General features: G+C 70.2%; 21 protein-coding genes and 1 riboswitch. Of the genes, 5 read left to right on the forward strand and 16 right to left on the reverse strand.

Features of this window, described 5'->3' with window-relative positions; genetic code table 11:
* Positions 1 to 7: 7 nt before the first annotated feature.
* The 10 genes from ACZ32T_RS18300 to ACZ32T_RS18345 form a co-directional block, all read right to left on the reverse strand.
* Positions 8 to 874 (reverse strand): thioesterase family protein, encoded by an 867-nt coding sequence (locus ACZ32T_RS18300; RefSeq protein ID WP_467265878.1) that lies wholly within the window; start codon positions 872 to 874, stop codon positions 8 to 10.
* A 52-nt stretch (positions 875 to 926) separates the two neighbouring features.
* Positions 927 to 1,598 carry a trimeric intracellular cation channel family protein gene (locus tag ACZ32T_RS18305; protein WP_356711416.1) on the reverse strand — a complete coding sequence of 224 codons (672 nt, stop codon included), beginning with the start codon at positions 1,596 to 1,598 and terminating at the stop codon, positions 927 to 929.
* Positions 1,599 to 1,616: 18 nt separating this feature from the next.
* Entirely contained in the window at positions 1,617 to 2,969 is a 1,353-nt protein-coding gene (locus tag ACZ32T_RS18310; RefSeq protein WP_467265880.1) for an ABC transporter ATP-binding protein, read from the reverse strand.
* Complete coding sequence (locus tag ACZ32T_RS18315) at positions 2,966 to 4,054, reverse strand: ABC transporter ATP-binding protein (protein ID WP_467265882.1); 1,089 nt, start codon at positions 4,052 to 4,054, stop codon at positions 2,966 to 2,968. The genes ACZ32T_RS18310 and ACZ32T_RS18315 overlap by 4 nt, the downstream gene beginning before the upstream one ends.
* Positions 4,051 to 5,040: an ABC transporter permease gene (locus ACZ32T_RS18320; RefSeq protein ID WP_467265884.1), complete on the reverse strand. Its 990-nt coding sequence runs from the start codon at positions 5,038 to 5,040 to the stop codon at positions 4,051 to 4,053. The genes ACZ32T_RS18315 and ACZ32T_RS18320 overlap by 4 nt, the downstream gene beginning before the upstream one ends.
* Positions 5,041 to 5,130: 90 nt before the next feature.
* Positions 5,131 to 6,891, reverse strand: a complete 1,761-nt coding sequence (locus ACZ32T_RS18325) for an ABC transporter substrate-binding protein (RefSeq protein ID WP_467265886.1) — start codon at positions 6,889 to 6,891, stop codon at positions 5,131 to 5,133.
* Positions 6,892 to 6,935: 44 nt separating this feature from the next.
* A complete protein-coding gene (locus tag ACZ32T_RS18330) occupies positions 6,936 to 7,928 on the reverse strand; it encodes an ABC transporter permease (RefSeq protein ID WP_467265888.1) in 993 nt (330 codons plus the stop codon).
* Positions 7,929 to 8,284: 356 nt separating this feature from the next.
* A complete protein-coding gene (locus tag ACZ32T_RS18335) occupies positions 8,285 to 9,079 on the reverse strand; it encodes an enhanced serine sensitivity protein SseB C-terminal domain-containing protein (protein WP_356711429.1) in 795 nt (264 codons plus the stop codon).
* Positions 9,080 to 9,233: 154 nt separating this feature from the next.
* Positions 9,234 to 10,010, reverse strand: coding sequence for an enhanced serine sensitivity protein SseB (locus tag ACZ32T_RS18340; protein WP_467265890.1), 777 nt, complete (start codon positions 10,008 to 10,010; stop codon positions 9,234 to 9,236).
* Between the two features lie 175 nt (positions 10,011 to 10,185).
* Positions 10,186 to 10,875: an AAA family ATPase gene (locus tag ACZ32T_RS18345; RefSeq protein ID WP_467265892.1), complete on the reverse strand. Its 690-nt coding sequence runs from the start codon at positions 10,873 to 10,875 to the stop codon at positions 10,186 to 10,188.
* A gap of 173 nt (positions 10,876 to 11,048) precedes the next feature.
* Positions 11,049 to 11,146, forward strand: a riboswitch (glycine riboswitch).
* Between the two features lie 167 nt (positions 11,147 to 11,313).
* Here ACZ32T_RS18345 and gcvT point away from each other — a divergent pair.
* The 4 genes from gcvT (at position 11,314) to ACZ32T_RS18365 (ending at position 15,751) form a co-directional block, all read left to right on the forward strand.
* Entirely contained in the window at positions 11,314 to 12,441 is a 1,128-nt protein-coding gene (gene gcvT, locus ACZ32T_RS18350; RefSeq protein ID WP_467265894.1) for a glycine cleavage system aminomethyltransferase GcvT, read from the forward strand.
* Positions 12,442 to 12,552: 111 nt separating this feature from the next.
* Positions 12,553 to 12,930 carry a glycine cleavage system protein GcvH gene (gene gcvH, locus ACZ32T_RS18355; RefSeq protein ID WP_351275341.1) on the forward strand — a complete coding sequence of 126 codons (378 nt, stop codon included), beginning with the start codon at positions 12,553 to 12,555 and terminating at the stop codon, positions 12,928 to 12,930.
* Positions 12,931 to 12,949: 19 nt separating this feature from the next.
* Positions 12,950 to 14,209: a serine hydroxymethyltransferase gene (gene glyA / locus ACZ32T_RS18360; RefSeq protein ID WP_467367783.1), complete on the forward strand. Its 1,260-nt coding sequence runs from the start codon at positions 12,950 to 12,952 to the stop codon at positions 14,207 to 14,209.
* A 156-nt stretch (positions 14,210 to 14,365) separates the two neighbouring features.
* Positions 14,366 to 15,751, forward strand: a complete 1,386-nt coding sequence (locus ACZ32T_RS18365) for an L-serine ammonia-lyase (RefSeq protein WP_362931699.1) — start codon at positions 14,366 to 14,368, stop codon at positions 15,749 to 15,751.
* Here ACZ32T_RS18365 and ACZ32T_RS18370 read toward each other — a convergent pair.
* The 4 genes from ACZ32T_RS18370 to ACZ32T_RS18385 are packed head-to-tail and all read right to left on the reverse strand — an operon-like array spanning position 15,738 to position 19,982.
* On the reverse strand, positions 15,738 to 16,709 hold the full coding sequence (locus ACZ32T_RS18370) for a class I SAM-dependent methyltransferase (RefSeq protein WP_467265898.1): 972 nt from the start codon (positions 16,707 to 16,709) through the stop codon (positions 15,738 to 15,740). The two genes, ACZ32T_RS18365 and ACZ32T_RS18370, sit on opposite strands and share 14 nt — an antisense overlap.
* A complete protein-coding gene (locus ACZ32T_RS18375) occupies positions 16,706 to 17,809 on the reverse strand; it encodes an NAD(P)-dependent alcohol dehydrogenase (RefSeq protein WP_467265900.1) in 1,104 nt (367 codons plus the stop codon). Before ACZ32T_RS18375 ends, ACZ32T_RS18370 begins: the two co-directional genes overlap by 4 nt.
* Before the next feature lie 2 nt (positions 17,810 to 17,811).
* Positions 17,812 to 19,218 (reverse strand): aldehyde dehydrogenase family protein, encoded by a 1,407-nt coding sequence (locus ACZ32T_RS18380; protein WP_467367785.1) that lies wholly within the window; start codon positions 19,216 to 19,218, stop codon positions 17,812 to 17,814.
* Between the two features lie 8 nt (positions 19,219 to 19,226).
* Positions 19,227 to 19,982 (reverse strand): (5-formylfuran-3-yl)methyl phosphate synthase, encoded by a 756-nt coding sequence (locus tag ACZ32T_RS18385; RefSeq protein ID WP_467265903.1) that lies wholly within the window; start codon positions 19,980 to 19,982, stop codon positions 19,227 to 19,229.
* Between the two features lie 394 nt (positions 19,983 to 20,376).
* On the opposite strand from ACZ32T_RS18385, the gene ACZ32T_RS18390 reads away from it, so the two are divergent.
* A complete protein-coding gene (locus ACZ32T_RS18390; protein WP_467367787.1) occupies positions 20,377 to 20,910 on the forward strand; it encodes an EF-hand domain-containing protein in 534 nt (177 codons plus the stop codon).
* Positions 20,911 to 21,022: 112 nt separating this feature from the next.
* Here ACZ32T_RS18390 and ACZ32T_RS18395 read toward each other — a convergent pair whose 3' ends face one another.
* Positions 21,023 to 21,433, reverse strand: coding sequence for a RidA family protein (locus ACZ32T_RS18395; protein WP_467265906.1), 411 nt, complete (start codon positions 21,431 to 21,433; stop codon positions 21,023 to 21,025).
* Entirely contained in the window at positions 21,430 to 22,557 is a 1,128-nt protein-coding gene (locus tag ACZ32T_RS18400; RefSeq protein WP_467367789.1) for a mandelate racemase/muconate lactonizing enzyme family protein, read from the reverse strand. The genes ACZ32T_RS18395 and ACZ32T_RS18400 overlap by 4 nt, the downstream gene beginning before the upstream one ends.

Genomic DNA, 22,557 nt, shown 5'->3' on the forward strand with positions numbered 1-22,557 from the left:
GCGGGGCTCAGCCGCGGGGCGCGCGGGCCAGCTGACGGGACTGGGCGACGAGACGGCCGGCGCTGTCCCAGACGTCCGCGTCCTCCTCCAGGAAGCCGCCCGCGAGGTTACGGGTGGTGATGGAGACGCGCAGCGGCCCGGGGGCCGGGCGACAGCGGATGTGGGTGGTGAGCTCGATGGTGGGCGTCCAGCCCTTGAGCCCCAGCTCGAACGAGGTCGGCGGCAGCGCGTCCACGGTGAGCAGCAGCGAGAGCGGGTCCGCGTCGCGGCCGTCCGCGAGCGCGAACCAGCCGCGCATCTCGCCCTTGCCCGACGGCGCGCCGACGGCCCAGCCGACCGTCGCGGGGTCGAGCTTGATGTCCAGCCGTTCGGTGATGGCGGAGCTGCCGGGGATCGGTGCCGTGCCGTCGCCCGTGCCGAAGCACTGGTCGAGGGGTGCGATGGCCGGCGGCTCGGCCGATGTGCGGACCTCGTCGGTCAGGCCGTCCAGGTCGCCGTAGGTGGCCAGCACCCGGATGCGCTCGATCTCCGTGCCGTCCTCCGCGAACTGGAAGAGCGAGGCCTCGCCGGTGGAGAGCGTGCGGCCGGTGCGGACGACCTGGGTGCGGATCACGGCGGGGCCGGGGACGGAGGCCGTGAGGTAGTGCGCGGAGACCGAGAAGGGGTCGGAGTGCGGGAGCGCCTCGCCGAGCGCGCGGCCGAGCATGGCGAGCAGGTAGCCGCCGTTGACCGCGTGGATGATCGTCCAGCCCGCGGAGAGCTCCGCGTCGTAGACGCCTTCCTCCCGGAACCTGACCGCGGTGTCGCGGTCGAACTCGCTGTCACCGATGGTCGCCTGTACCGCGCGCGACTCCTGCGCTGCTGCCTGTGCCATGGCATGCACGGTACACCGATTGCATTACTGAGCGGTAGCTTTCTGTTTGCCGTCACATGACGGCGGGCTTCTCCTCCGCCGTGGCCGAGCGCCGGTTGTAGGCGCGCGGTGCCCGCCAGTGGAAGCGCAGGGCGAGGAGCCGCAGGAGGAACGCGGTGATCGCGGCGGCGGCGCTGGTGTAACCGTTGAGGGCGTCGAAGCGGATGCAGAGGACCACCATGACGGCGCCCACGATGGCGGGCACGGCGTACAGGTCCCTGTCCCAGCGCAGCAGCGACGGCACCTCGTTGGCCAGGACGTCGCGCAGCACTCCGCCGCCGACCGCGGTGGCCAGCCCGAGGGCGGCGGACGAGGTGAGACCGAGACCGTACTCGTACGCCTTGACCGTGCCGGCCACGCAGAAGAGCCCCAGCCCTGCGGCGTCGAAGACGTTGACGCCGACCTGGATCCGCTCCACGTGCGGGTGCAGGAAGAAGACCAGGGCGGCAGCGAGCAGCGGGGTCACGAAGTAGCCGAGATCGGTGAAGGCCGCCGGGGGGACCGCACCGATGATCACGTCACGGAAGATCCCTCCGCCCAGCGCTGTCACCTCGGCGAGGACCGCGATGCCGAAGACATCGAAGTTCTTGCGTACGGCGAGCAGTGCGCCCGAGATCGCGAAGACGAAGATTCCGACGATGTCGAGCGAATGCTGGACGGAGGGGGTGAAGAGTTCGTTGAGCACCGGGCAATTGTGCCGGTCCTACTCCTTGGTCTTGCCCTCCGCGTCCGGGGACGGTGCGGAGGGGGACTCCTCGCCGTCACCGCCGGGGGCGGGCTCGGCGGACTTCCCCGGCTCCTCCGGGGCTGCGGACCCGGGAGCGTCATCCGGCTCGTCCGACGCCTCGGACGCGGACGCCGCCTCGGACGCGGCCGCCGCCTTGGACACGGACGCCTGCTCGGGCACGGACGCCGCCCCGGGGGCGGTCGCCTCCTCCGTCGCGGCGGCCGGCTCCGCGGCTCCCGCCGACTTCACCGTGATGACGTCCGCGACGAGCGGCGCGTCCCCCGGGACCTGGTCCTCGCCGTTCTCCGGGTGGTGGCACGCCACCTGGTGCCCGGTCTTCAGCTGGAGCAGCGGCGGCTCCGTGGTCCCGCAGACCTGCGTCGCCTTCCAGCACCGGGTGTGGAAGCGGCAGCCGGTCGGCGGCGAGATCGGCGAGGGCACGTCGCCCTTGAGCAGGATGCGGTCGCTCTTGGCGCCGCGCCTGCGCGGGTCCGGCACCGGCACCGCGGACATCAGCGCCTTGGTGTACGGGTGCATCGGCGCCTCGTACAGCGATTTGCGGTCCGCGAGCTCGACGATCTTGCCGAGGTACATGACCGCGATGCGGTCCGAGACATGGCGGATGACCGACAGGTCGTGCGCGATGATCATGTAGGTGAGCCCGAGCTCCTCCTGGAGGTCGTCCAGCAGGTTCACCACCTGAGCCTGGATCGACACGTCCAGCGCCGAGACCGGCTCGTCGGCGACGACCAGCTTCGGGTTCAGCGCGAGCGCCCGGGCGATGCCGATGCGCTGACGCTGACCGCCGGAGAACTCGTGCGGGTAGCGGTTGTAGTGCTCGGGGTTGAGCCCCACCAGCTCCAGAAGCCGCTGGACCTCGGCCTTCACGCCGCCCTCGGGGTTGACGCCCTGGAGCCGGAAGGGGGTGCCGATGATCCCGCCGACCGTGTGGCGCGGGTTCAGCGAGCCGTACGGGTCCTGGAAGATCATCTGGATGTCACGGCGCATCGGCCGGAGCCGCCCCGCCGACATGTGGGTGATGTCGCGGCCCTGGAACTCGACCTTGCCGCCGGTCGGTTCCAGCAGACGGGTCACCAGCCGGCCCATCGTCGACTTCCCGCAGCCCGACTCACCGACCACGCCCAGGGTCTCCCCGGGACGCACGTCGAAGGTGAGCCCGTCCACGGCCTGGACCGCGCCGACCTTGCGCTTCAGCACGCCCTTGGTGATCGGGAAGTGCTTGACCAGGCCCTCGACCTTGAGGAGCGGCTCGGACCCGTCCGACCCGGCCGCGGGAGACGCGGGAGTCTTCTTGTCTCGATCAGTCACAGCTTCGGCGCAATCTCTTCGGTCCAGATCCGGTCGCGCTGCTCACGCGACATGTGGCACGCGGAGTAGTGCCCGTCGCTGACCTGCTGCAGCTCCGGACGCTCGGTGCGGGTGATGTTGTCCGGGGGGACGTCGGCGTACGGGCAGCGCGGGTGGAAGGCGCAGCCCGACGGGACGTTGATGAGACTGGGCGGCGAGCCCTTGACCGGGATGAGCCGGTCGGTCTGCTCCCGGTCGATGCGCGGCATGGAACCGAGCAGACCCCAGGTGTAGGGGTGCTGGGGCTCGTAGAACACCTTCTCGGCGGTGCCGCGCTCGATGCAGCGTCCCGCGTACATCACGAGCAGGTTGTCCGCGATCTCGGCGACGACACCGAGGTCATGGGTGATCATGACCACCGCGGAGCCGAACTCCTTCTGCAGATCGCGGATGAGGTCGAGGATCTGCGCCTGGACGGTGACGTCCAGGGCGGTCGTCGGCTCGTCGGCGATGAGCAGCTGCGGGTTGTTCACCAGAGCCATCGCGATCATCGCGCGCTGGCGCATACCGCCCGAGAACTGGTGCGGATAGTCCTCGTAGCGTCGGTGCGGCTCGGGGATGCCGACACGGTCGAGCATCTCGACCGCGCGCTTCTTCGCGGTCTTCTTGTCGACCTTGTGGTGGACCCGGTGGGCCTCCACGATCTGCGCGCCGATGCTGTAGTACGGGTGCAGGGCGGACAGCGGGTCCTGGAAGATCATGGCCATCTTCTGGCCGCGCAGCTTCCGTACGCGCTCGGGGCCGGCGCCGATGAGCTCCTCGCCGTCCAGCCAGATCTCACCCTTGATCCGGGCCCGCTCCGAGGTGTGCAGCCCCATGATCCCCAGCGAGGTCACGGACTTGCCGGAGCCGGACTCGCCGACGATGCCGAGGGTCTGGCCGGCCTTCAGGTCGAAGCTGACGCCGTCGACGGACTTGACCAGGCCGTCGTCGGTGTCGAAGTGGACACTGAGGTTGCGTACGGACAGGAACTGCTTGTCGTCGCCGGACCGCGGGGCGGGAACGGTGTCCGCCGCCGGGGAGTCCTTCTTGATTGCGTCGCTCATGAGAGCCTCACCCGGGGGTCGATCGCGGCGTACACGAGGTCCACCAGCAGGTTGCAGATGACGATGAAGAAGGCGGCGACCAGGGTCACGCCCATCACCTTGGGCAGGTCGGCGGTGGTCACGCCCTGGATGGCGAAGGCACCCAGCCCCTGGAAGGAGAAGACCCGTTCGGTGATGACCGCGCCCCCGAGCAGCAGCGCGAAGTCCATGCCGAAGATCGTGACGAGCGGGGTCAGCGCGGAGCGCAGCCCGTGCTTGATGACCACCTTGCGTTCCTGGAGTCCCTTGGCCCGCGCGGTTCTGATGTAGTCCTCGCTCATCGTCTCCAGCATCCCGGCCCGGGTGAGCCGGGCGTAGAGGGCGGAGTAGAGCAGGGCGAGCGTGCACCAGGGCAGGACCAGACTGCCCGCCCACGCGAGTGGATCGTCGGCGAACGGTACGTACTCCCCGTTGCCGAACAGCGCCAGCACGACGAGGCCGGTGAAGAACATCGGCAGCGAGACACCGGCGAGGGCGACGCCCATGGAGAGGCGGTCGAAGAACGAACCCCGCTTGAGCGCGGAGAGGACACCGATGGCGACACCGGAGACGACCCAGATGACCGCGGCACCGACGGCCAGCGACAGCGTGACCGGGACACGGTCGACGAGCTGCGGCCAGATCTCGGTGTGGGTCTTGAAGGAGTAGCCGAAGCACGGGGCGTTGCAGGTGACCGGGTCGGGGCCGAACTGGTAGTCGGCGCCGACGACGATGCCCTTGACGAAGTTCCAGTACTGGAGGTACAGGGGCTGATCGAGCCCCAGGTTCTTCTTGACCGCGGCGATGACGTCGGGGTCAGGACTCTTCCCGACGTACTGGGCGGCCATCGAGTCGAGGGTCTGCCCGCCGAGGCGGGGCACCAGGAAGAAGATCGCGAACGTGACTGCGCTGACCACCAGCAGCAGCAACACCGCGGCGAATACGCGTCGGATGATGTACGCAGCCACAGCCGTGCGGCGCCGGGCGGGCGGACGGGGTACGCCCGCCGGCCCGGCGCCTTCACCTGCCTTTCAAGGGATGCTGTCGATGAACAGGTGTTACTTGGTGGACGTCATCAGCACGTAGTCGTACATGCCGAGGTAGGCGTCCGTGACCGTGACGTTCGCCGCGGAGTCCGGGCGGTAGAGCAGGTTCTTGCGGTAGACGAGGGGAACGACCGAGGCGTTCTCCATGACCTTCTGGTCGACCTCGCCCCACGTGGCGTTGCGCGCCGTGGTGTCGACGGTGCCGATGCCCTTGACGAGGAGGTCGTTGATGCCCTTGTCGTCGAGCTCCATCAGGTTCGTGCCGCCGGACGGCTTGATGGCCGATCCGTTCACGATCTGGTCCAGGAAACCGAAGCCGGTCGGCCAGTCGGCGCCCCACTGCATCATCATCATGCCCGCGTTGTTCTTGTGGACCCACTCGGGGACGCCCGCGAAGTCCGTGAAGTACTTGTCCGCCGGGAACTGCTTGATCTCGGCGGTGATGCCGATCGCCTTCAGGCTGCCCTGGAGCTGCGTGGCGGCGGTGATCTCGTCAGGACGGTCGGAGCGCGCCGTCAGCGTGGTCTTGAAGCCCTTGGGCTGACCGCACTTGGTCAGGTGCTCCTTGGCCTTCGCCATGTCGCCCTTGTTGCCCTCGGTCGGGTACAGGTCGAACTTCTTGTAACCGGCGACGGTGGGCGGGATGACCGTGGTGGCCGGGTCACCCTTGACCGAACCACCGATCGAGTCGATCAGGCCCTGCTTGTCGACCGCGTACTGAACGGCCTTGCGGCACTCGACGTTGTCGAACGGCTTCACGTTGACGTTCAGCGCCATGTACTGCAGGGCACCGGCGTACGGGTTGTCCGTCTTCGCCTTCTCGGCGGCCTTGGCCAGGACCTTGGGCTGCGTCTTGGACTGCAGACCCGTGCCCGCGATGTCCGCGGTGGAGACGTCGTTGAGCAGGTGGTCGTCGACCGTGGTGGCGTTGACGTTGAACTTGAGCTCGATCTTGTCCGGCAGCGCCTTGCGGATCGGGTCCGTCTTCGGGTCCCACTCCGTGTTGCGGACCAGCGTCGCGCCCTTGCTCTCGTCGTACGCCGAGAACTTGTACGGACCCGAGGAGACCATCTTCTGGACGTAGCTGGCGCCCGTGTCGGCCTTCTGCTGGATCGGGGCGGTCTGCGAGAACGCCGCGAGGTAGTCCATGTCCGCGAACGGCTTGTTCAGCTTGAAGACGATCGTGTGGTCGTCCGGCGTCTCGATGGACTTGAGGCCTTCGGCCGACTTGTCCTTGTACGGGCCCTTGTACTTGTCGCCGCCCTCGAGGTAGGCCTTGAAGTACGTCGGACCGTTGGACAGTGCCTCCGGCGCGAAGTTGGAGCGCTCGACGGCGTACTTGACGTCCTTCGAGGTGATCTCGGTGCCGTCCTCGAACTTCACGCCCTTGCGGAGCGTGTACGTCCAGGTCTTGGCGTCGTCGCTGGCCTTGCCGAGGCCGGTGGCGAGGTCGGGAACGACCTCCAGGCTCTCCTTGCCGGCGGCCGGCTTGAAGGTCACCAGCGAACGGGCGTACAGGCGGGAGAAGTTCTGCACCCAGCCGTAGTACGTGTTGCCCGGGTCCAGGGAGTCCGGGCCACTGGAGTGCTCGTACGTGACCGTCCCCCCCTTCTTGTCGGTCGCGTTGACGATGCTCGACAGACCGGCGTCGGCCTTGGCGTTGCCCCCACCGCCGTTGCTGTCACCGCCCGAATCGCTGCCGCTGCAGGCCGATGCGCCGAGCGACACCGCTACGGCCACGGCTATGGCCGCTGCTGTCTTTCTGTTCTGCATGCTGAGGAAAGCCCCCTCGCTAGTCCGGTGCGGCACTGCCGCGATTACTTGCCACGAGGGTCGAGTGCGTCGCGCAGCCCGTCCCCCAGCAGATTGAAGGCCAGCACGGTGATGAAGATCGCCATACCGGGGATGACCATGAACATCGGGTCCACCTCGTAGAGGTCGACGGCCTGCGTGAGCATCCCGCCCCAGGACGCCTGCGGCGGCGCGATACCCACACCGAGGAAGGACAGGGACGCCTCGAAGAGGATGTTCGTGGGGATCAGCAGCGTCGCGTACACGAGGATCGGCGCGATCAGGTTCGGCAGCAGCTCGCGGAAGAGGATGAACGGGCCGCGTGCGCCCAGCGACCTGGCAGCCTCGACGAACTCCCGCTCGCGCAGCGACATGGTCTGCGCACGGACGATACGGCCGATGTAGGGCCAGCTGAAGAACCCGATCACGAAGATCAGGACCGCGATCCGCAGCGTGAGCCCTTCCATCCCGAAGGCGTTGCCCTGCAGGGAGGCGGAGATGGAGATCGCGAAGAGGAGCAGCGGGAAGGCGAGGAAGGTGTCCATCAGCCGGCTGATGAAGCTGTCCACCCAGCCGCCGTAGAACCCGGCCACGACGCCCATGACGACGCCGATGACGACCGAGAGCAGCGTGGAGCCGACGGCGACCACGAGGGAGACCCAGGAGCCTTCGAGGATGCGCGCCAGGATGTCGCGTCCGGTCTGCGGCTCGACTCCGAGGGGGTGGTCCCAGCTGATCCCGCCCAGGGAGCCCTTGGGCGCCAGCATGACGGGGTCGACCAGGCTCTGGTTGAAGGCGTTGGGGTCGAGCCCGAGGAGCGACTGGAGCGGCTTGGACAGGACCGCGGTGAGGATCAGCAGCACGACGACGATGCCGCCGGCCATCGCGCCCTTGTCCCGCTTGAAGCGCGTCCAGGCGATCCGGCCGAGCGAGCGGCCCTCGATCTCCTTGCGCCCGGCGCCTTCCAGCACCGTTTCGGGCCGCGCGTCCGCCCCGGTGGTCTCGATCGGTGCCGTCATTGCGCTGGAGACCCCTCTCGGCCGACGGTGGCCGGCCTGTGACCGCCGCTGTAGCGGCTCTAACAAAACATGACAGATGCGATCACACATGCCGAACTCACCCTGTTTGAAAGAGGGTTTCGTCGGGCATGGAGCACCTGCTGTGTGGAGTCTTCAACCACTTTGCGATCACCCGCCAGACCTGACGGGGAATGTTTGCTCAAACGTGATGCTGCCAAGAGGCTTCCGTTATGCGGACAGCTGTGCTTGTTGAGCGGGTCCGCGGGGAACCAATCCGTCACTAACGGACATGCCACCCAACTGCGTGGTTCAGGTGACGATTTGGCCGCGACACCGCGCCGGCGGCCGGCGCCCTCTCAGTACGCGTGCGGTACCGGACCTGTGGCGGGCGGGTAGCCGTAACCCGGGGCAGCGGGTGCCGGGGCGTGCGCCTCGCGGTCGTAGAACGGGCGGGAGTTGGCGTTCAGCCACATCGCGACGGGGTCGTACTCGTCGGACAGCGAGACCGTGGAGACGGGCAGTCCGTCGGGGACCACGCCGATCGACTGCTGCATCATCGCGCGGACCGCGTCGACGGACGGCCGGCCCGTGTCGTAGAGGTCGAGCCCGATCGCGAGGTACGGGGCGCCGAGCGCGGGCTGCACCCAGGCGCGGCGCAGCGCGCGGACGGCGGAGGTGCGGTGGGCGTTCTGCGACAGCAGGGCGTAGAACTGCGGGAGTTCGATGGAGGGCTCGGTCAGCCGCAGCGGCCCCGCGGGCATCCGGTCGAGGCCGGTGGCGATGCGGCGCAGGTCCAGCCAGGGGATGCCGACGCCGCCGCCGGGGGCGTGCGGATTGAGCCAGATGCCCCAGCGGTCGGGGAAGAGGGAGCGGGCGATGTCGCGGCCCGTGATCACCTCGTGGGCCCTGTTCCAGCCGCTGGCCGAGAGCTCCTGGGCGGAGGTCACGCAGGGGGCGTAACCCTGCCCTTCGACCTCCATGTTGCCGTACTGGGCGTCGGGGGAGCCCGCCGTGCCGTGCCAGAGGAGCATCCAGACCTGGCCGTCCGCGAGGGACCGCAACAGCGACTCGTACGCGTCGAGGCGCCCCGGGGTCACTTGGCGCAGCATGTGCTCGACCTGACCGGCCGCCGCGGTACCTGACGCACTCACCCTGGGTCCCGCCCCTCTTCGTTCCGCTGTTCCCGCATGCCGCACTGTGCTGTGGTGCCACTCCCGGGCACACGGGGCGGCCTCGTCATCCAACCAGCTTATGCGCCGCCCCTGACACCGTCTTGACGCCACGTGGCATCGGCGGGTCCGTCTCTCAGTACGCGTCGCGCCGGTAGAACGGACGCACCTTCTCCAGCATCCAGTCCCCGACCGGGTCCTGGGCCATGTCCAGCAGCAGGAGATTGACCGGCCAGGGCACCTGGACCCGGCCGAGCGCGCGCCCCAGGGCGTCCAGCGGGGCGCTCTGCCCGGCGGCGTCCCAGACGTCGGACTCGACGCCGACGAAGAGGACGGGGCTCTCGCCCTCGATGCTGGCCAGCGCCCGGCGCGCGGTCTTCACCCCGGTGGTCCCCTGGAATTCGGCGGACACCGCGGCGAGGAAGTCGACGGGGTCCTCCTTCCAGTCCGGCTCGTACAGCCGCACCCGGCCGCCGCTCGCGGGGCCGTCCAGCGGGGTGCGCCCGGCCCGGCAGAGCTCGGCGACGGCGCCGGGCGGCAGGGGCACGCCGACGGCGCCGCCGGGGTTGACCGCTATCCCGAGCTGCGGCGGCAGTCCGCGGGCGAACTCGCGTGCGGGTGCGACGGTGAAGGAGAGATGGGTGCCGACGCACTGGAGGAACTGCGCCTCGGAGCTGAACACGGGGACGTACGCGCCGCCGTCGATGTCGACCGTCGGCAGATCGAGGTCGGTGCTGTCGCGCCCCCCGCCGTTCGGCAGGGGGACCCAGACCTGGCTGCGGCCGAGCACCTCGACGAGTCGTCCGCCCGCCCCGGGCACGCCGAGCGAGGCGCTGAGCACTTCCTCGAACTCGTTGGCCGGCCATCCCTGCGACGGGTGCGACGGGGCCTGGGCCTGAGCCGGAATGTCCACGGTGTCTGTGTCCCTCTCTCGCCATGCGGTGCGGCTGAAACTCTAGACCGGGTCGCGGCAGGAGGGCAGAGCCCCGCGGAGGCGGCGCCCCCGTCCACCGCACCGTCCAGATTCCGGACAGCGTGCCGGAGGCCCGCGAACTGTGCGTATGCGAACGGTGACGCCACCGAGTCCTCTACTCCTGCGGGAGCCGCGCCTCCGGGAACGAGATCCGGTCGATGCCCGCGGCGGCCTCACGGTCGAGCAGGACCGCCGAGGCGCACCCCGGCGGCAGCAGTCCGGTCTCCGTGTCGCGCAGCAGCCGGCCCACCGCGCGCCGGTGCCGGGCGAAGGCGTATCCGGAGACCCCGCGCCCACGCTCCCGCTGCCCCTGCCTGGCCACCCGGGGGGTGACGTCGAGCAGGACGAGGTGGAGGCCGCTGCCCCGGCGCCGGGCCTCGCGCGCCAGCCAGCTGCGCACCCACGCCTGCGTGCCGCAGTCGTGGACGACGACCGGTCCGCCCGACCGCAGCGCCCGCCACAGCCCGGCGTAGTGCGCGGCACGCACCAGGGGGCGGTAGAGGGCGTACGGGAGTAAGGCGGGCAGGGCGGCCGCCCAGCGGTCCCTGGTGTCCTGGGAGTCGACCGCGTACTCCTTCACCGCCCGCCGGATCAGCGTCGACTTCCCGCTGCCGGGCAGCCCCGAGACCACGACCACGTCACCCGCCGCGAAGTCCAGGCCACTCGGGCCCCGGCCGCCCCCGCCCCGCAGATCACGCACCACCTGAGCGGGCCCGCCCGTCAGCTCCCGGGCGGGCACGCCCGGCTGCTGGGGCATCGCACCGCGTGCCGCCCCCGCGGTTGTCGCGTAGCGCTGCAACGTCATCGCCTTCCCCCTGCCGAGTCACCCACTGACCTGCCCAAGAAGTGTAAAGAAAAGGTAATGCGGCACAACCGTTTCCGCCCGTACGTGTCGGGTCCGGCACCCGTCCGGGCCTGGACGCCCCACTCTCCCGCAATGCGTGCGATGATGACCCCGCCAACTGCATACCGGCCGTTTGAATCCGCGCGGGAGAGTCCCGGTCACCGTGTGCGCCGGGCGCCGAAGGAGCAAGTTCCTCCCTTGAATCTCTCAGGCCCCGTACCGCGTGGATGAGGCAGATCTGAAAAGCGGGCCGCTCTGCGGCTCCACCCAAGGTGCAAGCCGACGCTGACGGGGCCGACCCCGTCGGGACCCTTTCAGGGGCTGTCGGCGAACCTCTCAGGTTCCGATGACAGATGGGGAGGGAACCACCCCCTGTCGTCATGCCCTGGAGCCATGTCCATGAGCACTGCCCCGAGCGCCGCCCCCCGTCTCACCGCCCTCGATGCCCTGCATCGGTCCCTGGGCGCGACCATGACCGACTTCGCCGGCTGGGACATGCCGCTGCGGTACGCCAGCGAGCGCGACGAGCACAACGCCGTACGCGAACGGGCCGGCCTGTTCGACCTGTCGCACATGGGTGAGATCACCGTCACCGGTCCGCAGGCGGCGGCCTTCCTGAGCTACGCGCTGGTCGGCAACATCGCCACCGTGGGCGTGGGCCGGGCCCGCTACACGATGATCGTCGCGGAGGACGGCGGGATCCTGGACGACCTGATCGTCTACCGCCTGGGCGAGACCGAGTACATGGTGGTGGCCAACGCCGGCAACGCCCAGCTCGTCCTGGACACCCTCACCGGGCGCGCCGGGGACTTCGACACCGAGGTGCGGGACGACCGCGACGCCTACGCGCTGCTCGCCGTCCAGGGCCCTGACTCCCCCGCCGTACTGAAGTCGGTCACGGACGCCGACCTGGACGGACTGAAGTACTACGCCGGACTCCCCGGAACGGTCGCCGGCGTCCCCGCGCTCATCGCCCGCACCGGCTACACCGGCGAGGACGGCTTCGAGCTCTTCGTGGCCCCCGCCCACGCCGAGCAGCTCTGGAAGGCGCTGACCGAGGCGGGCGCGCCGTACGGTCTGATCCCCTGCGGGCTCTCCTGCCGCGACACGCTCCGTCTGGAGGCGGGCATGCCGCTGTACGGGCACGAGCTGACCACCGCGCTGACCCCCTTCGACGCGGGCCTGGGCAGGGTCGTGAAGTTCGAGAAGGAGGGCGACTTCGTCGGCCGCGAGGCGCTCACCGCCGCGGCGGCCCGTGCCGAGTCCGCCCCGCCCCGCAAGCTCGTCGGCCTGGTCGCCGAGGGCCGCCGGGTGCCGCGCGCGGGTTACCCCGTCGTGGCCGGCGGGCAGGTCGTGGGCGAGGTCACCTCCGGTGCGCCGTCGCCCACTCTGGGCAAGCCGATCGCCATGGCCTACGTGGACGCGGCGCACGCCGCGCCCGGCACCGAGGGTGTCGGGGTCGACATCCGGGGCAAGCACGAGCCGTACGAGGTCGTGGCGCTGCCGTTCTACAAGCGCCGTAAGTGACGCGGCGCGGCGCGCCTGTCACACACCGCGCCGCCCACGTGACGCAGTCGTGTCTCACACCGTAAGACCATCGTTCATCAGCACTCCCCCGCGTACAGGAGAATTCAGGTCATGAGCAACCCCCAGCAGCTGCGGTACAGCAAGGAGCACGAGTGGCTGTCGGCCCTCGAGGACGGCGTGGCCACGGTCGGCATCACCGAGTTCGCGGCCAACGCGCTCGGTGACGTCGTCTACGCCCAGCTCCCGGAGGTCGGCGACACGGTGACCGCGGGCGAGACCTGCGGTGAGCTGGAGTCGACCAAGTCGGTCAGCGACCTGTACTCGCCGGTGACCGGCGAGGTGACCGCGGCCAACCAGGACGTCGTGGACGACCCGTCGCTGGTGAACTCCGCTCCCTTCGAGGGCGGCTGGCTGTTCAAGGTGCGCGTCGCGGAGGAGCCGGAAGACCTTCTCTCCGCCGACGAGTACACCGCGTTCTCCGGCAACTGAGACCTTAGGGACTTAACTGATGTCGCTTCTCAACTCCTCCCTCCACGAGCTGGACCCGGACGTCGCCGCCGCCGTCGATGCCGAGCTCCACCGTCAGCAGTCCACCCTCGAGATGATCGCCTCGGAGAACTTCGCTCCGGTCGCGGTCATGGAGGCGCAGGGCTCCGTCCTCACCAACAAGTACGCCGAGGGCTACCCCGGCCGCCGCTACTACGGTGGCTGCGAGCACGTCGACGTGGTCGAGCAGATCGCGATCGACCGCATCAAGGCGCTCTTCGGTGCCGAGGCCGCGAACGTCCAGCCGCACTCCGGCGCGCAGGCCAACGCCGCCGCGATGTTCGCGCTGCTGAAGCCGGGCGACACGATCATGGGTCTCAACCTGGCCCACGGCGGTCACCTGACCCACGGCATGAAGATCAACTTCTCCGGCAAGCTCTACAACGTGGTCCCGTACCACGTCGACGACACCGGTGTCGTGGACATGGCCGAGGTCGAGCGCCTCGCCAAGGAGTCGAAGCCGAAGCTGATCGTGGCCGGCTGGTCCGCCTACCCGCGTCAGCTGGACTTCGCCGCCTTCCGCCGCATCGCGGACGAGGTCGGCGCGTACCTGATGGTCGACATGGCGCACTTCGCGGGCCTGGTCGCCGCGGGGCTGCACCCCAACCCGGTGCCGCACGCCCACGTCGTCACGACCACCACGCACAAGACCCTCGGTGGTCCGCGCGGTGGCGTCATCCTGTCGACCCAGGAGCTCGCCAAGAAGATCAACTCGGCGGTCTTCCCCGGTCAGCAGGGCGGCCCGCTGGAGCACGTGATCGCGGCCAAGGCGGTCTCCTTCAAGGTCGCGGCGACCGAGGAGTTCAAGGAGCGCCAGCAGCGCACCCTGGACGGCGCCCGCATCCTCGCCGAGCGCCTGGTACAGCCGGACGTCACCGAGGTGGGCGTCTCCGTCCTCTCCGGCGGCACGGACGTGCACCTGGTCCTGGTCGACCTGCGCAACTCCGAGCTGGACGGCCAGCAGGCCGAGGACCGGCTCCACGAGGTCGGCATCACGGTCAACCGGAACGCCGTCCCGAACGACCCGCGGCCCCCGATGGTCACCTCGGGCCTGCGGATCGGCACGCCCGCCCTGGCCACCCGTGGCTTCCAGACCGAGGACTTCACCGAGGTCGCGGAGATCATCGCGTCAGCGCTGAAGCCCGCGTACGACGCCGACGACCTCAAGGCCCGCGTGATCGCGCTGGCCGAGAAGTTCCCGCTGTACCCCGGCATCAAGTAGTCACCCGCAATTTGCACGCAGGGTGGGGGCACCGCGCACACTGAACACAGTGAGCCCGGTGCCCCCACCCCTTTGCCCCGCGCTCCCGGGCCCACCGGCCCGTCCCCGCACCACCCGGCGGACAACGACGTCCACCAACGCCTTAGGAGTACTCCCGTGGCCCTCTCGGTCTTCGACCTCTTCTCGGTCGGTATCGGCCCGTCCAGCTCCCACACGGTCGGCCCGATGCGCGCGGCCCGCATGTTCGCCCGCCGCCTCAAGAACGAGGGCCTGCTGGCCCACACCGCCTCGATACGGGCCGAGCTGTACGGCTCGCTCGGCGCGACCGGTCACGGGCACGGCACCCCGAAGGCCGTCCTGCTGGGGCTGGAGGGCGAGTCGCCCCGCACCGTCGACGTCGAGGGCGCCGACGCCCGCGTCGAGGAGATCCGCGCCTCGGGGCGCATCAATCTGCTCGGCATGCACGACATCCCCTTCGACGCCGACGAGCAGCTGGTCCTGCACCGGCGCAAGGCCCTGCCGTACCACGCCAACGGGATGACGGTCCTCGCGTACGACCGCGACGGCGCCCCGCTCCTGGAGAAGACGTACTACTCGGTGGGCGGCGGCTTCGTCGTCGACGAGGACGCGGTGGCCGGCGAGAACCCGATCGTCCCGGACGACACCGTCCTGAAGCACCCCTTCCGCACGGGCGACGAGCTGCTGAGGCTCGCCCGGGAGACCGGCCTGTCCATCTCCTCCCTGATGCTGGAGAACGAGAAGGCCTGGCGGACCGAGGACGAGATCCGCGCGGGGCTGCTGGAGATCTGGCGCGTCATGCAGGCCTGCATCGCCCGCGGCATGTCCCGCGAGGGCATCCTGCCCGGCGGCCTGAAGGTCCGCCGCCGCGCCGCGAACTCGGCCAGGCAGCTGCGGGCCGAGGGCGACCCCCAGACGCACGCGATGGAGTGGATCACCCTCTACGCGATGGCCGTCAACGAGGAGAACGCCGCCGGGGGCCGTGTGGTGACCGCCCCGACCAACGGCGCGGCGGGCATCATTCCCGCCGTACTGCACTACTGGATGAACTTCGCGGCGGGCGGCTGCACCGAGGCCGAGAAGGACGACAGCGTCGTCCGCTTCCTGCTGGCCGCCGGCGCGATCGGCATGCTCTTCAAGGAGAACGCGTCCATCTCCGGCGCCGAGGTCGGCTGCCAGGGCGAGGTCGGCTCCGCCTGCTCCATGGCCGCCGGCGCCCTCGCCGAGGTCCTGGGCGGCTCCCCCGAGCAGGTGGAGAACGCCGCCGAGATCGGCATGGAGCACAACCTGGGCCTGACCTGCGACCCGGTCGGCGGCCTCGTCCAGATCCCCTGCATCGAGCGCAACGGCATGGCGGCGGTCAAGGCGGTCACGGCGGCCAAGATGGCGCTGCGCGGCGACGGCAGCCACAAGGTCTCCCTGGACAAGGTCATCAAGACGATGAAGGAGACGGGCGCGGACATGAGCGTCAAGTACAAGGAGACGGCGCGCGGCGGGCTCGCGGTGAACATCATCGAGTGCTAGGCGGTCGGAGCTTGTCCGCGAAGACCCACCGGTTGCCCGCCAGGGCGTCGTTCTCCTCGGGCAACGGGCCGCGTCCGTGCCGGCGGGTGAAGTCGAAGGGGGTGTGGACCTCCGTGGACCAGCCCCTGCTCTCGAGATCACCGGCTGAGTCCGGCCGCGGCTCCCTGTCGAAGAGGGTGAGCAGGTCGATGCCGATCTGCTGTGCCGTCGCCGTGTAGAGCGGGCTGTCACGGTATTCCAGCAGGTCCTTCTCGAGCTTGACCTCGTACGCCAGGGCGCTCCCTTCCGGGCTCATCCGGTCCACCATGTCGATGAGGTACGTCTCGGCGGCGGCGGGCAGGTAGAACAGCAAGCCCTCGGCCAGCCACACGCTCGGTGCGGCCGTGTCGAAGCCGGCGCCGGTGAGCGCCTCGACCCAGTCGGCGCGCAGATCGACCGGGACGGGAACGCGCGCCGCCCGAGGGGTGGCCGACAGCCCGTCGAGCACCCCGTGCTTGAACTCCAGCACGCCTCCCCTGTCGATCTCGTAGACCACGCAGCCGTCAGGCCAGTCGAGCCGGTACGCCCGCGCGTCGAGCCCCGCACCGAACAGCACCACCTGGCGGGCTTCCCCGGTGTGCACCGACCGGAGGAGAAAGTCGTCGAGGACTCTCGTCCGCAGACCGAAGTAGCGCGCGAATCGCCCCCACAGCGGGTTCGCGTCCCCGTCCTGGACCTCTTCCATCCGGACCGGCCAGCCGTCGGATGCCGGTGCGGCGCGCACGAAGTGTTCCGCGTAGACGTCCTGTGCCAGGGCGTCGTGGCGGTGGGTCTCGATCGCCCGTGCCGCGGCGACCAGGAGAGCGGTCACACCCACCCCTCCGTCCACACCGGTGCTGCGACGCGTCGCGCCGTTCACGTTTCCTCCATCGGTGAGTCGGGCCACGGGGTGGTGAGGGACGGTGGATGCCTCACTCATCGGCTTCTTCCTCCTGGGATCAGTACGGGTTTGACCACGCGCCCCGCTTCGCAGTCGCGTTCGGCCTCGTTGATGTCGGCGAGCGGGTACGTACGGATCAGCTCGTCGAAGGGGAACCGCCCGGCCTGCCACAGCCCGGTCAGCCGCGGGACGAGCAGTCCCGGCACCGCGTCGCCCTCGCAGATGTGGGTGATCGTCCTGCCCTGGTCAAGCGCTCCCGGTTCGAGTGGCAGCCTGGTGCGGAGCCGTGCCACCAGGCCGAGACGCCCCGTCGGGCGCAGGGCCCGGAGCGCGTCGTTGATCAGCTGGGCGGAGGCTGTGGTGTCCAGTGCGTAGTGCGCGCCGCCGTCGGTCAGCTGACGGATACGGCCTGGGAGATCGGGCGAGGCGGCGTTCAGCGGGATCGCGCCGAAGCGTTCGGCGAGGGCCAGCCGTTCGGGGTACCGGTCTACTGCCACCGTCACCGCTCCGGAGGCGGCGGCCGCCATCACCGCGGCCAGGCCCACCGCGCCCGCGCCGAAGACCGCGAGGGTGTCGCCGGGCGCGACGCCGAAGGAGTTGAGGACCGCTCCGGCGCCCGTGAGGAACCCGCAGCCGAGCGGTCCGAGCAGTTCGACGGGCAGCGAGGGGTCGACCCGCACGGCATTGCGCGCCGGGACCATCGCGTACTCGGCGAACGAGGACTGACCGAACCACCGGGGGGCCAACTCGCCCCCGGCCGCGTCGGTGAAGCGCGCCGCGTTCTCCTTGCGCCCTCCGAAGAGGTTGAGCGAGGCGAACGAGTCGCAGTAGGCGGAGGCAGCGGCCAGGCAGTTCCGGCAGTGGCCGCAGGAGTCGAAGCTCAGCACCACATGGTCGCCGTTGTCCAGGCCGGTGTGCGGGCCGCCCGTCTCCACCACCACCCCTGCGCCTTCGTGCCCGAGCACCGCCGGCAGCGGTGAGCGGCCCGCGGAACGCCTGACCGCGAGATCGGTCCGGCACATTCCGCAGCCCGCGATCTCGACCAGGACCTCGCCGGCGGCCGGCCCACCTGCCAGGAGCACCTCCTCGATGGCGAAACGGCTCTCGTACGAACGCAGCACCGCTGCGCCGAACCTCATCCTCACGCCTCCTGCGGACGGTGCACGACGAACGGCGCGAGGTTGCCGTACAGCCCCCATGGGCCGCCCGCGACGCCGACACCGCTCTCCTTGGATCCCGCGAAGGGCTGGTCGAGGGAGAGTTCGGCGTGGTGGTTGATCCACGCCGTTCCGCACTCCAGCCGGCCGGCCACCTCCTCGGCCCGGTCGAGGTCGGTCCCCCATACCGAGCCGCCCAGCCCGTAGCCGGTGTCGTTGGCCGCCTCGACGGCCTCGTCGGTGCTCCCGTACGGCAGCACCGGCAGAACGGGCCCGAACTGCTCCTCCGTCACCACGGCGCTGGTCGCCGGGACATCGGCCAGGATCGTCGGGGCGAAGAAATAGCCCGGCCGGTCCAGCCGGTGCCCCCCGGCCACGGCCCGGGCGCCGTCCGCCAGTGCCCGCGCCGTGTAGTCCTCGACCCGGGCCAGCTGAGGGGCGTTGTTGACCGGGCCCAGCTGCGTCGCCGGATCGAGGCCGGCTCCGAGTACGACGCTCTTCGCGCGCTCCGCAAGGGCCTCCACCACCTGGTCGTAGAGCCGGGCGGGGGCGTAGACGCGCTTCACCGCCATGCAGACCTGCCCGCAGTTGCGGAACGCCGCCCAGAACAGCCGGTCCGCGATCCGCTCCACCTCCACGTCGTCCAGCAGGACGGCCGCGTCGTTGCCTCCCAGCTCCAGGGTGACGCGGGCGAGTGAGGCCGCCGCGTCCCGCGCGACAGCCCGTCCGGTGGGAACCGACCCGGTGAAGGTCACGTGGCGGATGCCCGGGTGGGCCGCGAGGCGGGCGCCGAGGGGTTCGTGACCGGTGACGATCGTCAGTACGTCCTCGGGGAGGGCGGTGGAGACGACGGATCCCAGCAGGCGGGTGGCGAGAGGTGTGAAGGGCGAGGGCTTGAGCACCATCGTGTTGCCCGCGGCGAGTGCGGGCGCGAACTTCGCGGCTGCCAGTTGCAGGGGGAAGTTCCACGGGGTGATCGCGGCGACCGGCCCGAGCGGCCGCCAGCGGATCTCGCTCCGCATCGGACGGCCGTCCGTGAGGAGCCGGGGGCGAGGGGCCGTCCGCTCGGCGAAGTAGCGCAGGCGCGCCGCCGTGCGGGCGATCTCCGCGTAGGACTCGGCCAGGGGCTTCCCCTGTTCGCGGGTGAGCAAGGGGGCGAGGTCCGTCCCGGCCGCCTCCACGGCGTCAGCTGCCGCGAGCAGTGCGGCCGAGCGGGCGGCGGGGTCGGACCGCCACCCGCGCCAGGCCTCGTGGGCCCTGCCTACGACGGCGTCCAGTTCGCCCGGCTGCTGTTGTGGGGCCTCGTCGAATGCCTCGCCGGTCGCCGGATCGAGGACGTCGAAGCGCTCGCCGGGAGTCGCGGGCCCGTGCCGGCGCTGACGCGCGGCCATCCCGGCGGTCAACTCGCCGCGCTGACGGCAGCCGTGTGCTCCCGGGCGTGCCGGTCCATCTCCGCCCGGAAGGCGGCCACCAACTCCGGCTTGATCCTTCCGGTGTTGCGGTCGCCGCCCTCGCAGACCGCCCCGCGTACCCCCACGATGTCCGTACCGATGCGGTGCAGTACGCCGAGGTCTCCCACCTTCACGCTGCCCGCGAGGGCAGCGAGCAGACCGGCTTCGTGGGCCAGTCGCACGAACTCCGCGCAGACGTCGGGCGGCAGGTGGTCGAACAGCCGTGTCCCGTCCTTCACCGCGGTGTCGAGCATGGCCGCGTCGGAGCCCGAGCGCAGGGCGATGTCGGGCAGTGCGAGCGGGTTGACGCAGCCGATCCGGTGGGCGTCGGCGTAGCCGGAGGCGACGACGAAGGCATCCGGCCGGTAGTCCTTCACCGCCCGGACGACCCCTCGCATGACGTCGACCGCCTGCTCGGGCGTCGTGCATCCGTAGAGGCCGACCTTGATGTAGGTGGCTCCGGAGACGGCCGCACCAAGTGCCGCCTGCGCCACCGTGCCGGGCTTGTACGGCACGTCTCCCACGGTGGCGGACACCGGCTTGTCCGCCGGGACGGCCTCTCTGATCTCCCTGATGACCCACGGGAAGTTCGCGCCGAGCGAGCCCTCGTCGGGCTTCTTCACATCGACGATGTCGAGATGCTCTGCCGCCTTCGCACAGTCGAGGGCCTCCTCGACGCCGTCCGGGGAGATGAGAAGCAACAAAGTGGGCTCCTTCCACCGCGTGTCCACCTGCCCGGGAAGCAGGTGTGCGGAGTCGCTCGGATTTCTTGCGGTCGGCTCATCTTCAGCGCGCCCCCTGACCGCCGGTAGGGCGCGGGGAGAGCGAACGGGGCACCGCCGTATCCAGTGCGCCGTGCACGCCGGTTCTCACCTGATCCGCCGGAACCGCACGGTCCGGTGGCCCGGTGGGCGTCATGGGACACGGTGCCCGCAGGCGGCGAAGCGGGCGGTGTATGCGTGGCAGCCGGCAGGTTCATTCTTTCTGCTGAACGACCGTTCCTCCCCGGGGATCCGGGTGCCGCAGCCCACATAGTGACAGCGCGACGGCCGTGCGACCGGCCGGCCCGTCTCCCGGTCCGACGAAAGGCGAGCACTTATGCGGAACGAAGCCATCAACCGAGTCAAACTCGTGTTCACCCTGTTCGACGCCGACGGCAACGGGGTCCTGGAGTCCGACGACTTCGAGCTGATGAGCAGCCGGGTCGCCGCAGCCGTACCCGGAGCCGACGAGGCACGGAAGCAAGCCATGCGGGCCGGGTTCACGCGGTACTGGAACACGCTGGCCGGTGAGCTCGACACCGATCACGACGGCCGGATCACCTACGACGAGTACCAGGCGTGCGTCCTCTCGCCCGAGCGCTTCGGCACGGCGGTCGACCAGTTCGCGGCCGGCTTCGCCCGCCTCGGTGACCTGGACGGCAGCGGCACTGTCATCCGGCCGGTGTTCATCGGCATGATGAGGGGGGTGGGCTTCGACCTGCCCAACATCCACGCGCTCTTCGACGCCTTCGAGCCCGATGAGGACGACCGGGTCCGGGTGGACGCCTGGGAGACCGAGATCAAGAACTTCTACGCCCCCGACAAGGGCGGCATCCCCGCGGACCTGCTGGCAGCGGCTCCGGCGGCCTGATCCGGCCGGCCCCGGCCGCGCTCCGACCGCGACGACGCCCCGGGGGACCGCTGTCGCGTGAGGTGACCCGGCTCCGGTGCTCGTGCCGGCTGACCGGCACGAGCACCGCCTGTCAGACGGGCGCCGGCACCTCCCGGCGGAGCGCGACGACGTCGATCTCCACCAGGATGTCCATGAGGTCGGAGCCCACGGTGGTGCGCACCGGGTGTGGCGCCGGGAAGAACGCGCGGTACTCGGCGTCGTATGCGGCGAAGTCGCGGCGCAGATGCTGGAGGTGGGCCGTCACCTTGACGACGTCCTGGGGCCCGAGCCCTTCGGCCTCCAGTACGGCGCCGACGTTCCGCAGCACCTGGGCGGTCTGCTCCCCGACGGTGTCCGCGACGGCGCCGGTGTCCGGGTCCTGGGGGCCGAAGCCCGAGGTGAACAGGTAGGGGCCCGCGACGATTCCCTGACTGTAGGCGCCTGCGGGCGCGGGCGCCCGGTCGGTGCGGACGGCGCGCCGGGCGGGGGTGGATCCGGTCATCGGGTCAGGTCTCCTTCGCGGGCGTTGACCTCCGCGTAGTGGCGGAGCTTCTCCTCGTCGACGGTGACGCCGAGGCCGGGTCCGGTCGGGACGTGAAGGCTGCCGTTCTCCAGCGGGATCGGCTCGATGATGTCGTCGGCGTGCAGGTAGTACATGGAGTCGATGGCACGGGAGAGGACGGGAGTGCTGGCGACCACCGCGAGATGCGCGGCCGTCGCGATGCCGAGCTCGCCGCCGCTGTGCAGGTTCATGCCGAGCCCGAAGGTCTCGCAGTGCGCCGCGAGGGCCTTGGTCTGCGCGATGCCGCCCCACTTGTAGACGTCTCCGTGGATGACGTCCACGGCGCCCAGGCGTACGGCCGGCGCGAAGTCCTCGAAGCGTACGACGCACATGTTGGTGCACAACGGTATGCGGATCTTGGCACGGACCTGGCTCATGCCCTCGATGCCGACACAGGGGTCCTCCAGGTATTCGAGGTCCAGCTCCTCCAGGGCGATGCCGGCCCGGACCGAGTCGGGGACGGACCAGGCGGCGTTGGGATCGACGCGCAGGCTGACCTCGGGCAGGGCGGAGCGCACGGCGCGCAGGATCGCGACGTCGCCCTGGACGTCCTTGGTGCCCTTGAGCTTGACGGCCTGGAAGCCTCCCTCGGCCACGACGCGAGAGGTGTGCTCGGCAAGGGCCGCGGGCAGGTCCGCGGGCCGCACTCCGGGGGCGTCGGCCCGGGTGACCAGTGCGGTGAGCGGGACCTCCTCGCGTACGGGGCCGCCGAGGAGGTCGGTGAGGGACTGGCCGGTGGCCTTGCCCATGGCGTCCCAGCAGGCGACGTCGAGAGCGGCGATCGCGGCGTAGCCGAGGTAGCCGTAGAAGAACGGCACCATGTGCTGCTTACGGTGGAACGCCTCCAGAGCGAAGGGGCTGGTGCCGATGAGGTCCTCGGCGAGGATCTTGACGATCGCGGCGACGGGCCGGCCCCACATGGTCTCGCCCCAGCCCTCGACGCCGCTGTCGGTGCGGATGCGTACGACGGTGCGGGTCTCACCGGTCTTCGTCTCGAACGAGCTGGTGAACGGGTTGAGCAGGGGCAGGTTCACGACCTGGACGTCGACATCGGTGATCTTCAT

The sequence above is a fragment of the Streptomyces sp. NPDC023573 genome (assembly GCF_055559735.1).

What these genes read in the sequence shown, in the direction of transcription:
- ACZ32T_RS18325 (WP_467265886.1), bottom strand. Translation starts at nt 6,891, where the DNA reads ATGCAGAACAGAAAGACAGCAGCGGCCATAGCCGTGGCCGTAGCGGTG.
- ACZ32T_RS18400 (WP_467367789.1), bottom strand. Translation starts at nt 22,557, where the DNA reads ATGAAGATCACCGATGTCGACGTCCAGGTCGTGAACCTGCCCCTGCTC.
- glyA (WP_467367783.1), top strand. Translation starts at nt 12,950, where the DNA reads ATGTCGCTTCTCAACTCCTCCCTCCACGAGCTGGACCCGGACGTCGCC.
- ACZ32T_RS18345 (WP_467265892.1), bottom strand. Translation starts at nt 10,875, where the DNA reads ATGACGTTGCAGCGCTACGCGACAACCGCGGGGGCGGCACGCGGTGCG.
- ACZ32T_RS18395 (WP_467265906.1), bottom strand. Translation starts at nt 21,433, where the DNA reads ATGACCGGATCCACCCCCGCCCGGCGCGCCGTCCGCACCGACCGGGCG.
- ACZ32T_RS18315 (WP_467265882.1), bottom strand. Translation starts at nt 4,054, where the DNA reads ATGAGCGACGCAATCAAGAAGGACTCCCCGGCGGCGGACACCGTTCCC.
- ACZ32T_RS18300 (WP_467265878.1), bottom strand. Translation starts at nt 874, where the DNA reads ATGGCACAGGCAGCAGCGCAGGAGTCGCGCGCGGTACAGGCGACCATC.
- ACZ32T_RS18330 (WP_467265888.1), bottom strand. Translation starts at nt 7,928, where the DNA reads ATGACGGCACCGATCGAGACCACCGGGGCGGACGCGCGGCCCGAAACG.
- ACZ32T_RS18380 (WP_467367785.1), bottom strand. Translation starts at nt 19,218, where the DNA reads ATGGCCGCGCGTCAGCGCCGGCACGGGCCCGCGACTCCCGGCGAGCGC.
- ACZ32T_RS18375 (WP_467265900.1), bottom strand. Translation starts at nt 17,809, where the DNA reads ATGAGGTTCGGCGCAGCGGTGCTGCGTTCGTACGAGAGCCGTTTCGCC.
- gcvT (WP_467265894.1), top strand. Translation starts at nt 11,314, where the DNA reads ATGAGCACTGCCCCGAGCGCCGCCCCCCGTCTCACCGCCCTCGATGCC.
- ACZ32T_RS18390 (WP_467367787.1), top strand. Translation starts at nt 20,377, where the DNA reads ATGCGGAACGAAGCCATCAACCGAGTCAAACTCGTGTTCACCCTGTTC.
- ACZ32T_RS18370 (WP_467265898.1), bottom strand. Translation starts at nt 16,709, where the DNA reads ATGAGTGAGGCATCCACCGTCCCTCACCACCCCGTGGCCCGACTCACC.
- gcvH (WP_351275341.1), top strand. Translation starts at nt 12,553, where the DNA reads ATGAGCAACCCCCAGCAGCTGCGGTACAGCAAGGAGCACGAGTGGCTG.